The sequence below is a fragment of the Paraburkholderia sp. SECH2 genome, assembly GCF_030464795.1.
In the GTDB taxonomy this organism is placed as follows: Bacteria; Pseudomonadota; Gammaproteobacteria; order Burkholderiales; family Burkholderiaceae; genus Paraburkholderia; species Paraburkholderia aspalathi.
The window spans coordinates 302,176-317,387 of the sequence record NZ_JALPRH010000005.1; the positions used below are offsets into that span (position 1 = coordinate 302,176).

Sequence of the window (15,212 nt, forward strand, 5' to 3'; positions counted from 1 at the left end):
GGGAATGCGTCAGACGCGGCAGGTACGTCAGATACGATAAAAACGCTCCGCGTTACGGCAAAACAGCGCTTCTTTTTCAGCGTCGCTCGCGCCGTCGACGATCGCCGCGTACGCGTGCCATAAATTCTGGTAAGAGCCGAACAGCCGATCGACCGGAAAGTTCGACGCGAACATCGCGCGCTCGACGCCGAACGTATCGATCGTTTCGAGCACATAAGGCCGTAGGCTTTCGACGCTCCACTGATGATCGAACATGGCGAGTCCGCTGATCTTCACCGCGACGTTCCTGCAACCCGCGAGCATTCGCATACCGTCACGCCAGGCGCGATATCCAGCGACGCTGCCGCGATCCACGAACATGCCCGCATGGTTGACGATAAAAATCGTATCGGCATGCGCGCGCGCCAATGCAGCCGCCTCCTCCATCTGCGACGGATACAGTTGCAGATCGAATGACATGTCGTAACGGTGCAGCAAGGCAAAATGTTCGCGCCACTTCGACTCGCGCATGAAATGACGGCCTACGTAATCGAACAGCTTGTTCTCGTGCACATTCAGGATCTGCCTGATGCCACGCGTATTGGCGAACGACGCGTGCGCTTCGAGCAGTTCGGGTGCGTTCGCCGCGGACAGATCCACGGCGGCGACAATCGCATCCGGCATGCCGCGCGACGCCGGGCGATCCGCAATGGACTGCAACCAGCGGGTTTCTTCGACCGGATCGGCAGGATCGTGGTTCGCTTCCACGTGCACCAGTTTCAGCACCTCGATATCGCCCGCCTCTCGAAGCAGATCGTCGAGCAGGTAGTCGTGCTTCAGGTCGCGCGCGTCCCCCACGAACGACACACCCGGGTTTTCCAGCCACGGATAGCGATGCGTCTTCAGATCCCACAGATGGATATGCGAATCGACAACCTGCATGCGACACCCTCCGCCCATTGGGCAAGCACAGTCAGCTAAGCGAATTCAGACGAAAGACCGGCTCCAGCGGTTGCTGAAGCGGAGTATGGTCAGGGGCCGTCTGCATGATGTCGGCCATGTAATCCCACCATTTGCGCATCACGTCGAGCTGCGGCAGCGCATTCATGGTGTGATTCGTGTTGCGCGTCAGAATGGCGAACAGGTGATGCGAGTCTGCGTCGAAGAAGATCCGATAGTCGCGCACCCCGGCGTTGTGCAATGCATCAACCAGTTCAGGCCAGATTTGCGCATGACGTCGTTCGTATTCCTCGCGCATGCCGGGGTTGAGCACCATCCGGAAAGCGATTGTTTCCATTGCGGCCTGTCTCCCGTCGTATCCGGGCGCTTTCCCTGAGAAGCGCAGAAGCGTCTGGTACGACTATAATTCCTGCGTCGATAGCTTCTCAATCCGTTGTTGGGATTGGGCGATCCACAAACCGAATCGCACCCGGAACCATGAGCCAACATTCAGCTGCCATCGCACTCGTCAATCGGCTCAAGTTCAAGCACCTCGCGCTGCTCGTCGCGCTCGACGACGCGCGCAATCTCCACCAGGCCGCCGAAGCCATCAACGTCGCGCAACCCAGCGCGAGCCGCATGCTCGGCGACATCGAGGAAGCGTTCGGCTTCCTGCTGTTCGAGCGCAACGCACGCGGCATGACGCCCACGCCGCTCGGCGTGGTCACGCTGGCGTATGCGCGGCGCGCACTCGCCGAGCTGACCCGTTTTGCCGAAGACCTCGACGTCAAACGCCGTGGCGGACATGGACAGTTGACCGTCGGCGCGATCATGGGCGCCGCGCCCGATCTGCTGGCCATGGCAGTCGCCGCCCTGAAAACCGAGAGCCCACTGCTCAACGTGCGCATTCTTGGCGAAACCAGCGACCAGGTCGTGCAATTGCTGCATCGCCGCGAAGTCGATCTGGCGCTTGGCCGCCTGACCAGTCCGTTGCAACACAACGATTTCAGCTTTGAGCCGCTCGCACGCGAGACGTTGTTGCTGGTGGTGCGTTCGGTGCATCCGCTGGCGCAGCACTCGCGCATCACATTGCGGGAGCTGATCGACTGGCCGTGGGTCGCGCAACCTGTTACCAGCCCGGCGCGCGTGCTGTTCGAAGAGGAGCTCGCGCGTGCGGGTCTGGCGACACCCGTCAACCTGACAGAGTGCGCGTCGATCTTCGCCACGCTGCAATTGCTCGAGAACTACGACGCCGTGGCCATGCTGCCTGAATCCGTGGTGCGTGATCACGTGCGCGGCAAACTGCTGGTCGCGCTGCCGCTCGAGATCGGCAAGAGCCTCTCCGGCTTCGGCATTCTCACGCGCAAGGAAGAAGCCCTCGCCGAACCGGCGCTGCGCTTTATCGATTTGCTGCGCGGTTTCTCGCGCAAGCTCGCACGCGATGATTCCAGCGCGACGGCGATTGAGCCTGTGATCGTATCCGCACCGGTTCATTGACGTCGACATCGCCCGTTACTGCAAGTTGACGAACAGGCCGCCGTCCACCAGCAGCGCGGCGCCTGTTACATAACGGGCACGGTCGGAGGCAAGGAATACCACGCAATCGGCGACGTCCTCCGGGCGGCCCAGTCTGCCCAGCGGAATACGTTTTTCGAAGTAGGCTTTTTTCGCTTCGTCGGCGAGATCTTCCGCGTTGAGGTCGGTCGCGATCGTGCCGGGCATCACCGAATTGCAGCGAATACCGTACGGCCCCAACGCCACCGCGCATGACTGCATCAACGAATGCACACCGGCCTTGGTCGGCGTGTAGTGGGTTTGCATGCCGCCGCCCACCAGAGCGCTGATCGAGCTCGTCGCCACGATCGCGCCGCCCGTGCCCTGCGCTTTCATCTGCTGCGCGGCGGCTTGCGTGACGTAGAACGCCCCGTTCAGATTGACTGCCACCGTCGACTCCAATATCTCGGGCGGCATGTCGAGAAAGGCGTGAAACGGGCAGATGCCTGCATTGCTCGCGAGCACATCGACTTTGTCGAAGGCTTCAACGGTGCGGCGAACAAGTTCCTGACCGGTTTCGCGTAAGGCAACGTTCCCTTCGATCGCGATCACGCGCCGCCCCAAGGCTTCAATTTCTCCGACCACTTCCGCGACGGCCGAACGGCGCCCATACGATGCGTCGTTATCGCCCCAGTAGTTGATCGCTACATCCGCCCCTTCGGTTGCGCACGCAACGGCTATCGCGCGGCCGATGCCACGCGAGCCGCCGGTAACGATCACGACCTTGTCCTTGAGCAACACGTCATTCTCCTGTTGGCTGGATCGATCAGATGTCTTGCGGGTTGAAATCCGGTCCAACCCACCTTCAATAAGCATTCAACGCGGATAAGGCCGCACCAGCGCACACTCCGGATTGAGCCGCACACCAAAGCCCGGTGTGTCAGGCACTTTCATCCGCCCATTCGCGGGGACCGGCTCATCGAGCAGCAGCGGCGTGAACATCGGCACGACTTCGTCCGCCTTCGGCGCCATCATCAGAAACTCGGCGAACGGTGAGTTGTGCCGCGTGACGACGAAGTGATAGCTATACACCGATGAACCATGCGGCACCACCATCACATTGTGGGCATCGGCGAGCGCGGATATCTTGATGAGTTCGGTGATCCCACCGCACCAGCCCACATCCGGCTGAATCAGATCGCAGCACTGCATCTCCAGCAGCATGCGAAAACCCCAACGCGTCGCTTCATGCTCGCCGGTCGACACCATCATGCCGCGCGGCACGTTGCGGCGCAGTTCGGCGTAACCCCAGTAGTCGTCCGGCGGCAGGCACTCTTCGATCCATTTCAGACCGTACTCGTGCGCCGCCTGCGCGAGCCGCGTTGCATACGGTACGTCGAGGCTCATCCAGCAGTCGTACATCAGCCAGAAGTCATCGCCAACGCGACTACGCATCTCGGCGAGTTTCTCCAGATTCTTCTTGAGACCCGCCTCGCCTTCAGCAGGACCATGCTGCAACGGCAATTTGCCGCCAATAAAACCCATCTCCTTCGCGAGGTCCGGACGCGCGCCCGTCGCGTAGAACACAAGTTCGTCGCGCACCGGGCCGCCCAATAGTTGGTACACCGGTTCCTTGCGCACTTTCGCAAGCAAATCCCACAACGCGAGATCGACGCCCGAGATCGTATTCAGCACCACGCCTTTGCGGCCGTAGTACAGCGTCGAGAAATACATCTGATCCCACATCTTCTCGATGTCGGTGACAAGCTGGCCCTCCAGAAAACGTGCGAGATGTTTTTCGACGATGAAGGCGCCAATCTCACCGCCCGTCGTCACCGCAAAACCGACCGTGCCATCGCTCGCTTCGATCTCGACCACCAAGGTGCCGAGCACATTGATGCCGAACGACTGGCGGCTCTGGCGATACTCCGGATAACGCGCCATCGGCGTGGAAATGTGATCGTCGATCCAGTGTCCGTCGGGTTGATCGTGATAGTCCGCACCGCCACCGCGGACGATGAAGGCACGCACGTGCCGGATAGTAGGCATGGCCATGAAAAGGGCTCCGTTATGGGTGCGTCGAACGTGCAGCCAGAAAATGCGCCTAGCGGGCGCGGTGCAGTAAATGTTGGAAAGACCAGCTTGATTCGGTTCCGTCACGACGCAACAGCGTGCCGATCAGGAGCGCAGCCAGCAGACTCGACGCGCCCAATACGATCAGCCCCGCCGAGGTCGACGAAAACACGCGTTCCGCCGCGGTGCGCAGGCTCGGCGCAATAAATCCACCGAGGCCGCCGAGCGAATTGATCAGCGCGATCCCACCCGCCGCTGCGGCGCCCGTGAGGTAGCGCGTCGGAAATGTCCAGAACAGCGGTTGCGCCGCGATGAAACCACTAGCCGCACAGCACAGCGCGATCAGGCCAATCGACGGGTTATGCGCGAGCCCCGAGGCACCGATGCCGAGACCCGCGAGCACCAGCAGCGCAACTGCCCAGCGCCGGTGTCCACCCGTACGATCCGCTCGACGCGGCACGTACCACGTCACGGCCAACGCACACAGCCATGGCAACGCACCGACGAGGCCCACGCGCAAACCGACCGTCGTGCCGAGCAAAGCCGCCACCTGCTGCGGCAAATAGAAGATCACGCCGTAGACACTCATCTGAATCAGCAGATAGATCGCTGACAGCAGCAACACACGGCGGTCCACCAGCGCCGCGAGAATATGACGCGGCCCATGCGCCGATGCGGCGAGCGCATCGTCGTCGAGCGCGCGGCGCAAGGTGGTGCGCTCCTGCGCGTCGAGCCACCGTGCGTCTTCGGGGCGGTTGTCGAGATACCAGAACGCCCATACGCCGACCACCGAGGCCATCGTCCCCTCGATCAGAAACAGCCACTGCCAGCCGGCCAAACCCATCGCGCCATGCAGTTCGAGCAAGGAACCCGACAACGGACTGCCGAAGATGAACGCCAGCGGCGCGCCGAAATAAAACACGCCCACCGCGCGAGCTCGCGCCGCTTGCGGAAACCAATGCGTCAGGTAATAGATCACGCCGGGGAAGAAACCCGCTTCGGCAACGCCGAGCAGAAAACGCAGCGAGTAGAAAGCGGTCGGCGTATGCGCAAGACACATTGCCGCCGAGACGAGCCCCCAGGTCACCATGATCCGGCACATCCATGCGCGCGCGCCGACCTTATGCAACAGAAGATTGCTCGGTACTTCGAATAATGCATAACCGACGAAGAACACGCCCGCGCCGAAGGCAAAAGCCGCATTGGACAAACCCGTATCGTGCTGCAACGCTTTCTGCGCGAAGCCGATATTGGCTCGATCGAGAAACGCCAGCACGTACATCAGCAACAGAAACGGCAACAGCCGGCGCATGACCTTGCTGTTGATCGCCTCCAGTGAAGCGGGCGAATGCGGATTCATGTCGTCTCCTTCGCAGAGCATGCGGGTCGCGCTCTGCGTTTTTCTACCTTTTGCACTGCCACTGCCACTGCAACTGCCCCTGCTACGGCTTAGGCGAGGCTATGACGACTCAATAAGTGGCGCGGCCACCGGACAGGTCGAATACCGAGCCGGTGCTGAACGCGCAGTCTTCGGAAGAGAGCCAGAGAATCAGCGACGCCGCTTCTTCCGGCAACAGGAAGCGGTTCATTGGAATTTTCGAGAGCATGTAGTCGATGTGCTGCTGCGACATCGAGTCGAAAATCTCCGTTTTCGCCGCTGCGGGCGTGACCGCGTTGACGAGGATGTTCTTCGTCGCAAGTTCTTTGCCGAGGGATTTGGTCAAGCCGATGAGCCCGGCTTTGGAGGCGCTGTAGTGCGAGGCGTTCGGGTTGCCCTCTTTGCCGGCCACCGACGCGATATTGACGATCCGGCCGTAGCCCTGCTTGAGCATCTGCGGCACGACCGCGCGGCAGGTGAGATACGGGCCGATCAGATTCACGTCGATCACGCGGCGCCAGACCTCGGGGTCCAGCTCCCATGTCGTGCCGTTGCCGCCGGTGATGCCGGCGCAGTTGATCAGCACATCGATCGCGCCATGGGCGGCGACCGTTTGCGCCACTGCCTGAACCACTGACGCTTCCTGGGTGAGTTCGACCGTGACGGCGGTGACTTTGCCCAGTTCGCTGAGTTCGCGCTCGCTGCGCGCGAGGCGTTCGGCGTCGATGTCCCATAGCGCGACCGACGCGCCCGAGTTCAACGCCCGTTGAGCCACTGCGTAGCCAATGCCGCGCGCGCCGCCGGTAATGGCGACAACACGCCCCTCCAGATCGATTCGATTCATCGCTGTGCTCCTGTAGCAGGCCCGGGAGGCTTGCCGTTCAGTTGTTGTATTTCTGCTGTCTCTGCTTTCGTCCAGCAAATATACGAGCGGTGCGATGCGCCAACAATCCGTGTATTGGAGAGGGCGATAACAAAAGCGGATCGGTGTGGGCGTGGCGCTCGACGCTTACCGGCTAGTCAGTACACGCCGGACAGACCACCGCTTTCGCGGGCACTTCCTGCTTGCTTCGTCCGAAACTCGCGAGCGCGGCGAGCCCCAGCAACGCTAGGCCGCTGCCAAAGAGAAAGTCCGCGGAAATGCCGACATGGTCGACCACCACACCGCCAATGAGCGATCCCAGCGCGATGGCAACCTGAATGATGCTGACAAACAGCGCCGAGCCTGCTTCGGGCGAATCCGGCGTGGCGCGCTGAATCCAGATGCTCAAACAAAGCGGCAATGCGCCGAACGAAACACCCCACGCGAGCACGAGCGCGGCGACGCCGATCGGCGATTGTTCCAGCAAAGGCATTGCCAGCAGCGCGAACATGAGCAGAGAAACCATCACGCCCAGAGACACTTTCAGATTGTGCGTCACCGTCGACGATACGGCGAAGTTCGAGAAGAAGCCAATAATGCCGAAGCCGAGCAGCAGCCACGTAATCGTCGACATCGAAAAACTCGCGTTGTGCAGCAGGAACGGCGTGATGTACGTGTACGAGGAGAAATGCGCGCCGAAGACGAGCGCCACCATCAGCATGCTTCTACGCGGATGCGGGCGGCGCAGCAGCGCAACCAGATCGCGCAGCCGCAATGCGGTGCTCGACGGCAAGGACGGCACGAAAACGAACTGCGCCACGAGCGCGATCGCGACAAGCACGCCGGTTGCCATAAACGAAGCACGCCACGAAGCGAAGCTGGCGATGAACGTGCCGAGCGGCACACCGATCACCGTCGCGCAGGTCACGCCGGTCAGGATCGTCGCCATCGCTTTGGCCGAATCCTTCGGCTGCACGAGGCGCCCCGATGCCGCAGTCGCCAGGGTCCAGAAGCCGCCCAGCGCCGCGCCGAGCAACGCGCGTCCGACCAGCATGACCAGGAAATCGGGCGCAAAGGCCGAAATCAGATTCGACGCGAGCAGCAAGGCCGTGAGCAACAGAAACACGCGCCGGCGATCCATCCGTCCGGCCACCAGCATCAATCCGGGCGCCGAGATGGCGGCAATCACGCCCGGCACCGTGACCATCAATCCTGCAGTGCCAGGCAGCACACCCAGATCCGCCGCGATACGCGGCAGCAGGCCAACAGGTAAAAATTCCGTGGTCACGAATGCGAACGCACCGATTGCAACGGCCACGACGGCGAGCCAGGAACGCAGGGACGACGAAGCCCCATCGTCCGGCGAGGCAATGCTCGCCGGCAGATTATCTTCCATCAACATAGTATTGTTTGCGAGTAACTAAACAACGGGTGGGATTGGAGCAGTCACACCAGACTAATCAAATCGCAGACGGCAAGTCATGAATAAAAAAGCAGGCGGTATTGGCCTGCTTATGATTGCGATCGGAAAAGACAGCGGGTGAAAACCTGAATGGAAGACACCTTAACATCGTATTAATTCGCCCGCTGACGACTCCGTAAAATTGCACTCGGGCGTGTGGGTATTCCGATCAGGGTGCCGTACGTGGATGGAAGTGGAAGCGGTGCGCTCTGTCCCCACCGCCTCCTGAACTGCCGGCCTGCTACTGGCCAAAATAGATCCTGCATTGCGGCCCGGAAGCGCACGGCCGCTCCTGTCGGCCTCCCACTTCCGTCGCGCCTGCAGCCACTCCGCCATAGGAGACGTTCTGCACCGCCTGCCCGGCCGGCATCACGGTCCGCACAGTGTCACCGTACGACATGTCGGTGGTGGCTTGCGCTGATTCGTTTGCGTTCTGCATGAGGGCCTGGCCCGATACGGCCTGGCCCTGCTGGCTATCCAGTGCGCCGGCTGTGCTCGGCGCCAGAAACAGAGCGGTGCTTGCCAACGCCATCAATAAACGTAGTTTCATGTCCAGACTCCTCGAATCCGGCGCAGCAGCGCTTATCCCCTTCGAAAAAGAATTGATCCGCGAAAAAACGTCGTGTCATGAAATCGAACTAACTCACTGCCGAACTGACAAACGGGCGAATGCCTATGCGGGACTGCTGCGGCGAGTCACCGAACTAAATGAGTAAATAGTTGCCAGACCTGAAACCGATGTCGGGCGTGCGCGCACGGCTAGCCGGAAACGGTCGCCACCAGGCTGGAAACGCAGATTGTTGCTCCGCTGTTTCGTTATAGCTCGGCCACTCAGGATTTCAATCCCGGCGGTGCGGACGGCCTTAGTGGCACCCGCCGCCGCTCAATCGGCTGCATGCAGTAACAAAATCAGGCCGGCAGGCGCGTGCGTTACCCGAACAGTGCGTTATGATGCTGGCATAACGCACAAAAATCGGCCCCGCGCGAGGCACCGGCGAGAGACGGAGCGTGGACTTGAGGCCGACTGTTCGCAATCATTGCATTGTCATCACCGTTTTTTCCATTGCGGCCGTAGGGCTTACCCAGCCGTACCTGCCGCGCGGCGGAGCGCTTGAATATTCACTGATTGGCACAGTCAGCCTTATAGCCGGCCTTGTTGGACATATGCTGTACCGCAATGTATGGGGCGACGTTCTTTGACGCAGCCACTGGAATTTCCTTCGATCAATAACCTGACCGCGAGCGGACCCCATATACATGGGCTCGATGCTTTCGCGGCTTCCCCTTGCAATCTGTAACTGACAGAACGCCGGACGCTTTAGAAGGACGAATATCTTATGGACGAAAGGAAGCGAGATAGCATGATTGCGTATCTCCGCCACCGCATGGAAGAGTTTGGTATCAAACCAGAAGACCTCGCCGCCGTGCTGGCGGCCGAACCGAAGGGGCAAAAAGCTGAACGCTACCGCAGCGCAACGGGAGATAGCTGGGACGGCCAGGGTGAAATGCCCCAATGGCTTAAACAGGCAATTAGCGCTGGTCAATCAATCGACCACTTCGAATTATCGGCCACGCCGGCACCCGCCCCGCAGCCGAAAAAACAGGTGGATTGGCTAAACGACCCATTCGCGGGAAGTCCGCTTGCGCGCCCGAACAACCGCTAAGCCGTCCGATCGCCACACCGCCAGAGCAAAGGCATAACCCCGAGGCATCACCCCGTACTGGCTGACGCGCCGGGGCCGTTCACACGTTGCACTGAATGGCGGGATTCGTTGCGCCGTTCAGCGATGCACACGACGCGTCGCCGGTACAAGCCGGCGCCGCCGCGTACTGCGGCAATTCGATAAACGTGCTGAGCTGCCGGACGATCTGCCAGAAGACCTTTTCAAACGAACGGACGCGCTCCGGCTCGAGCATGCCATCGGCAAGCGGATCGGCGAAGTTCCAGCTACACAACGCAGGGTCTCCCGGAAAGCGCGGCGCATGATGCCTGGCGACGCACGCGTCCATGGCAATGACGAGGTCCATCCGCGGCGCCCATTCACCGGTGAATTCCAGCCAGCTTTTCGGGCAGAGCACGCCGAGGTCCGATATACCGGGCCGCAATTGCGCGATCGCAATAGGGTGAACACGCGCGGCCGGCTCCGGCCCCGCGCTGAACGCTTCGAACCGGTGTCCAGCCAGTTCGCGCAGTAAAGCTTCGGCAATGATGCTGCGTGCTGAATTCTCGCGACAGAGAAACAGCACCTTGTATTTTTTGGTCACGCTCACCCCGAGTTTTTTTTATCTCTCTCTATGCGCAATTATGCCGGCCTAGTCTTGCGTCCCCGTGACACTACGATGACGTAAATTGTTGCGCCACAAGAATTTGTATCAGGGCGCTCGATCCACGGATATCGCGCGCTGCATTGGCGACAAAGTTTAGCAGCGCAAAGTCGAATCTTTCATTAAGCCGACAATTTTTCGCGGCGGCGCCTCCTCATACGGAAGCGCCGCTGTCGCGGTGTTCGGACACGATTCGATTGGCGGCGTCGCTTGCGCCGTCCGACGCAGCCGGTGAAGTTTCGAACAACATCGCCGCAGGCTGCGCGCTGATCGACTTGACGCCGTTCGCAATGCCAGGCGCCGCGACGTACGGGATAAACGCCGCCATCGCAACGACAAAAATAAAAGTAACCATGGCCGTCGTGCCTCTCGGAATCTGCAACGTGGAGGTCAAGCGAAGCGGGTCATTCGCGGGGGGAAGTGGAGTCGGCGACAATGACACATGTCACGGACATGTCATTGATTCTAGAAGCGGATAGACCGATGCCGAAGGCCGCCCTCTATATCAATTCGGCCTACGTGTGGGGTCTTTCGGCCAGAACTGTCTGTTCAAAACCGCAAGCCGTTCAGGAACTGGAACCAGAGTCCACCCAGTACGCCGGCCGGATGGGCATCGCTGGCATTTTCTTCGCGCTTGCCTGAGTTGGCGGGCTTACCTGAGGCGTCACGATTGGCGGCATCGTCGTTCACCGTCGTTGCCTCCGCTTTCGCTGAAACGTCGGGTACGTCCACCGCCTTTGCTGCCGCTTCGGCGGCAGCCGCCGCCTTCTCTGCCTCGCGCCGCGCCGCCTGCAAGGCAGACACGCTGTCGGCGATCTGCGCGGCCCGCTGCGCCTCGCATCGACGTCCTAGCAGCACACCGAACAGCACGTCGCGATTGTGGCCGTCGTCGGCGAAACGCATGGCGAGCGACACCATCTCGGCGTAGGCCGCTTCGTCCGCGGCACGTACCGCCGCTTCACGTTCGGCCTGCGCTTTTTGCTGGCGGGCACGCTGCGCTTCCCAGCCACGCATCTGCTCGGCATAGACTGCGTCATACACCTTGCGCTGCGCGGCGTCGGAGAGAATCGCATACGCGTCCTTGATTTCCTGGAAAGTAGCGCGCGCAACTTCCTCGGCGCCGTTGTTGCGATCCGGATGCCATTTCATCGCGGCCTTGCGATAAGCCCGCTTGATTTCTTCGTCCGTGGCGTGCGCGTGCACACCAAGCGTGTCATACAGGGTTGCCATTGCTTGTTCGACCTCGCCGTGATTCGCGTTGCGGACCATCGTAGCATGCAAAAAACGGCTTTATCGTGAAGCGGCACGCCCGGGCGCCGCTGAAAGTCCAGACGAAAAAAAGGCCTCGCCACTTACGTAGCGAGGCCGAGTCCCATGTCAAGGAGATGTCATGGAGGAGACGACTCAATCATAGCCGCGTGTCATCGCGCCCCCAAACAATGGTTCGCCATATGCTTATCGGGGGCCGCCTCAACTGCATTGCACAGGGCGGCGCATGTGGATCGAAAACGGCTTCGATACATCCGTCAAACGGCCCACTGAGCCGCCGATAACCCCGCGCGGTTATATCGTTAGAACAAAAAGTCGCTTCGCCCGGCTCCCGGCGGTCATTAAGATGACACTTCAAAGTCCGGTTCGCCCCGGTTCGTCTACGCGCAGCCCCGCGCCAGCGTCCCGTGAGCCGTTACCGAAGGAGCATTTCGTTGACCAGTTTCGACCATCATCGCCGGCCGCTCGTAATCGGCATCGGCGGCACGACACGTGCGGCGTCGTCGACCGAGCGCGCGCTCGGCTTTGCGCTGCGTGGCGCGGAAGCCGCAGGCGCGAATACCCGCCTGTTCGGCGGCACCTTCCTGCATAGCCTGCCCCACTACGCTCCGGAAAACCCTCAACGTACCGCCGAACAGCTTGAGCTGATCGAAGCCGTGCGCCATGCGGACGCGCTGATCATCGCGACGCCCGGTTATCACGGCGGCGTCTCGGGCCTCGTCAAGAACGCACTCGACACGCTCGAAGAACTGCGCGCCGATGAACGGCCGTATCTGGATGGCCGCGCGGTCGGCTGTATCGTCACCGCTTATGGCTGGCAGGCTGCCGGCTCGGTGCTGACGTCGCTGCGCTCGATCGTCCACGCGTTGCGCGGCTGGCCGACCCCGTTCGGCGCCGGGATCAACACGCTGGAAACACGCTTCGACACCGTCGACACCTGTTCCGACGCCAAGGTCGTCGATCAGCTCGCCACAGTCGGCCAGCAGGCCGCGCAATTCGCCCTGGCGTTCAACGCGCATCGCACGCCGACGGCCGCGCCGCTCGGCAATGCAGTCAAGGAAGCGCAACCCGCCAGATTGCTGCACGCGGTTTAACGCCTTTGCGTGCGATGTCGAGGACCCACGCTTGTGGGGTCCCCGACGCACTTGCGTTTGCGTTGAGCCGGCGGCCATCCCACTGCCTCGACGAACCATTCGACGCATGCGTGCGCTTGCCTCCTCTCCCCGCTAACCGCAGCATCCTCCGACGATACTTTTAAGGCTGACAAGTCACGCCGAGCGCGCTCGAACGCGCTCGTGTTTCCGCTGGTCCAAACCGTGCGCCACACAACAGACCGCTCTCCCACAACGCCGGATAGTGTGTTCGAACGCTGCGACTATGGTCCGATCCGGTCTCCTGAAGACCGTTCCCGAACCTCGCTGATTTGCTTACGACGAAAGATTGGTTCACCCGCTGCGCGGCGCGGCCTACGCTTGATCCTGCCCGCTCACCACCGGTTGCCTGACGCACAGGGTTGCGTCCCGCGCGCCGGCTCCTTAGCAATACACGCGGGCACACTCACTGCCACGATCATGAATTCAAATATCCGCTACAAGGGCTACGAAGTCGCACCGGCTGCGCAACGGCTGCCCAACGGCCTGTTCGCCGCCAACCTGACCATCGAAAAAACGTCTGCAAGTCAAGGCCAGGCTTACTCGTTCGACGCACTCGATTATTTCTTCGACGAAGAGCACGCACTCGCCTACGCGTTCCGCTGGGGACGCATGTGGATCGACAGCCGGCAATAGCACGCCGGCAGACTCATCAGATAGCGTCAAGGCGGTCGCGCGGGTCTCGCGTGCAGAACCATATAGAAGGCCGTCCGGCCTGCGAGCCGGCAAACGCGCACCACCTTGCGCCACCGGGCGTCGATTTTTAAGCGGCTGTGCCAGAATAGGCGACACCTCAGTTAAAGGAGACGCCTGCGATGACATGGACCGTCGATCAACAGTTGGCCCTAACCGCAACCGAAGCGGTCGCCGCGATCCAGTCCGGGCGCCTCAAAGCCGCCGACTATATGGCCACGCTGCTGGCGCGCGCGGCGTCGCTCTCGAGCCTGAATGCGCTCACCACGCTCGATCTCGACGGCGCGCTGGCCGCCGCGCAGCGCATCGATGCCTTGCCGCCCGAAGCAAAAGCGCAATTGCCGCTCGCCGGTTTGCCCATCGTCGTGAAGGACAACATCAACACGGCCGGTTTGCAGACCTCGGCGGGCACGCCCGCGTTGGAAGGCTTCGTGCCGACGACGAACGCGCCTTCGGTGCAACGGCTTCTCGATGCCGGCGCGATCATCCTCGGCAAAGCCAACATGCACGAACTCGCGTTCGGCATCACCAGCACCAACTTCGCCACGCACGCCGGACCGGTGCGCAATCCTTACGACCCCACGCTGATTCCTGGCGGCTCGTCGGGCGGCACCGCCGCCGCGATCGCCGCGCGCATCGTGCCCGCGGGTCTCGGCACCGACACCGGCGGCTCGACGCGCATTCCGGCTGCGTTGACCGGCATCGCGGGGTTTCGTCCGTCGGTGGGTAACGGTGGTGCCGAACGGCGCTATCACGACCCGGATGCCGTCGTGCCGATCAGCCATACGCGCGATACGGTGGGGCCGATGGCGCGCACGGTTGCCGACATCGCGTTGCTCGACGGCGTGATCACCGGAGCGGGGGCGCTGCCCACACTCACGCTGAACGGTTTGCGCATCGGCCTGCCCGAGCCGCTCTGGGAAGGGCTCGAAAAGCAGGTGGAAGACGTCGCGCACGCCGCCTTGCGCCGCCTCGAAGCAGCGGGCGTCATCTTCGTGCCTGTAGCGATGAGCGAACTGGAGATCTTGAACGGCCATGTCGGCGGACCGATCGCGATCCACGAGCCGCGCGAAGACGTGCTCGCCTGGCTCGTCGCCAATAACGCGCCGGTAAAGACAGTCAAAGAATTGGCAGCCCGCATCGCGAGCCCTGACGTGCGCGCGATCTACGACGGCGTGCTCGCCGACGTACTCGGTGCTCATTACGACGCAGCGCTGAAGCAATGGCGGCCGCGCTTGCAGCAGTATGTCGCCGCGACTTTCGCGGATGAGCGTCTCGATGCGCTGCTGTTCCCGACCACGCGCCTCGCCGCGGTGCCGATCGACGACCTGAACGGCTCGTCGACAGTATCGATCGATGGCGCCGCGCCAATCGATACGATGGACGCGTTCCTGCGCAATACCGACCCGGCCAGCACGTCCGGCATTCCGGGCTTATCGCTGGCGGCGGGGATGACTGCCGGCGGCCTGCCGGTCGGCCTGGAACTGGATGGTCCGCTCGGCGAGGACCGACGGTTGCTGGCGATCGGCGTCGCCTTCGAGCAATTGCTCGGCGTGCTGCCGGCGCCAGCGCTCTGACGGTTCTGAA

The 15,212-nt window shown here is 61.7% G+C and carries 16 protein-coding genes; 5 read left to right on the plus strand and 11 right to left on the minus strand.

Translation table 11 applies throughout. The features are described 5' to 3' along the window. Positions 1-27: 27 nt before the first annotated feature. Together M0D66_RS12455 and rhaM are read right to left on the minus strand one after the other, a co-directional pair. Positions 28-921: an amidohydrolase gene (locus M0D66_RS12455; protein WP_211706967.1), complete on the minus strand. Its 894-nt coding sequence runs from the start codon at positions 919-921 to the stop codon at positions 28-30. Between the two features lie 31 nt (positions 922-952). Beyond that, entirely contained in the window at positions 953-1,276 is a 324-nt protein-coding gene (gene rhaM, locus M0D66_RS12460; protein ID WP_200651976.1) for an L-rhamnose mutarotase, read from the minus strand. A gap of 140 nt (positions 1,277-1,416) precedes the next feature. Between rhaM and M0D66_RS12465 the strand changes: the two genes are divergently transcribed. After that, a complete protein-coding gene (locus M0D66_RS12465) occupies positions 1,417-2,415 on the plus strand; it encodes a LysR family transcriptional regulator (protein WP_200651975.1) in 999 nt (332 codons plus the stop codon). A gap of 15 nt (positions 2,416-2,430) precedes the next feature. Here the strand turns inward: M0D66_RS12465 and M0D66_RS12470 are convergent, their stop codons facing one another. From M0D66_RS12470 to M0D66_RS12495, 6 genes are all read right to left on the minus strand, one after another. Beyond that, entirely contained in the window at positions 2,431-3,213 is a 783-nt protein-coding gene (locus M0D66_RS12470; protein ID WP_200651974.1) for an SDR family NAD(P)-dependent oxidoreductase, read from the minus strand. 75 nt (positions 3,214-3,288) lie between these two features. Then, positions 3,289-4,467: an L-rhamnonate dehydratase gene (gene rhmD, locus M0D66_RS12475; protein ID WP_200651973.1), complete on the minus strand. Its 1,179-nt coding sequence runs from the start codon at positions 4,465-4,467 to the stop codon at positions 3,289-3,291. Positions 4,468-4,516: 49 nt separating this feature from the next. Next, positions 4,517-5,845, minus strand: coding sequence for an MFS transporter (locus tag M0D66_RS12480; RefSeq protein WP_211706968.1), 1,329 nt, complete (start codon positions 5,843-5,845; stop codon positions 4,517-4,519). A 109-nt stretch (positions 5,846-5,954) separates the two neighbouring features. After that, on the minus strand, positions 5,955-6,707 hold the full coding sequence (locus tag M0D66_RS12485; protein ID WP_054035966.1) for an SDR family NAD(P)-dependent oxidoreductase: 753 nt from the start codon (positions 6,705-6,707) through the stop codon (positions 5,955-5,957). A gap of 172 nt (positions 6,708-6,879) precedes the next feature. Beyond that, positions 6,880-8,127 (minus strand): MFS transporter, encoded by a 1,248-nt coding sequence (locus tag M0D66_RS12490; RefSeq protein WP_200651972.1) that lies wholly within the window; start codon positions 8,125-8,127, stop codon positions 6,880-6,882. Between the two features lie 301 nt (positions 8,128-8,428). Further along, positions 8,429-8,737 (minus strand): hypothetical protein, encoded by a 309-nt coding sequence (locus M0D66_RS12495; RefSeq protein WP_211706969.1) that lies wholly within the window; start codon positions 8,735-8,737, stop codon positions 8,429-8,431. A gap of 787 nt (positions 8,738-9,524) precedes the next feature. On the opposite strand from M0D66_RS12495, the gene M0D66_RS12500 reads away from it, so the two are divergent. Then, positions 9,525-9,851 (plus strand): H-NS family nucleoid-associated regulatory protein, encoded by a 327-nt coding sequence (locus M0D66_RS12500; RefSeq protein ID WP_093636065.1) that lies wholly within the window; start codon positions 9,525-9,527, stop codon positions 9,849-9,851. A 79-nt stretch (positions 9,852-9,930) separates the two neighbouring features. Here the strand turns inward: M0D66_RS12500 and M0D66_RS12505 are convergent, their stop codons facing one another. From M0D66_RS12505 to M0D66_RS12515, 3 genes are all read right to left on the minus strand, one after another. Continuing rightward, positions 9,931-10,452, minus strand: coding sequence for a low molecular weight phosphatase family protein (locus tag M0D66_RS12505; protein ID WP_093636173.1), 522 nt, complete (start codon positions 10,450-10,452; stop codon positions 9,931-9,933). Between the two features lie 214 nt (positions 10,453-10,666). Next, positions 10,667-10,867, minus strand: a complete 201-nt coding sequence (locus M0D66_RS12510; RefSeq protein ID WP_093636175.1) for a hypothetical protein — start codon at positions 10,865-10,867, stop codon at positions 10,667-10,669. 194 nt (positions 10,868-11,061) lie between these two features. After that, positions 11,062-11,742 (minus strand): J domain-containing protein, encoded by a 681-nt coding sequence (locus tag M0D66_RS12515; RefSeq protein WP_093636177.1) that lies wholly within the window; start codon positions 11,740-11,742, stop codon positions 11,062-11,064. A 473-nt stretch (positions 11,743-12,215) separates the two neighbouring features. Between M0D66_RS12515 and M0D66_RS12520 the strand changes: the two genes are divergently transcribed. The 3 genes from M0D66_RS12520 to iaaH all read left to right on the plus strand — a co-directional run bounded on the left by M0D66_RS12520 (position 12,216) and on the right by iaaH (position 15,202). Next, positions 12,216-12,875 carry an NADPH-dependent FMN reductase gene (locus M0D66_RS12520; RefSeq protein ID WP_097396232.1) on the plus strand — a complete coding sequence of 220 codons (660 nt, stop codon included), beginning with the start codon at positions 12,216-12,218 and terminating at the stop codon, positions 12,873-12,875. A 477-nt stretch (positions 12,876-13,352) separates the two neighbouring features. Next, entirely contained in the window at positions 13,353-13,568 is a 216-nt protein-coding gene (locus M0D66_RS12525; RefSeq protein WP_093636067.1) for a transcriptional regulator, read from the plus strand. Positions 13,569-13,747: 179 nt separating this feature from the next. Further along, on the plus strand, positions 13,748-15,202 hold the full coding sequence (gene iaaH, locus M0D66_RS12530; protein WP_211706970.1) for an indoleacetamide hydrolase: 1,455 nt from the start codon (positions 13,748-13,750) through the stop codon (positions 15,200-15,202). Positions 15,203-15,212: the final 10 nt, after the last annotated feature.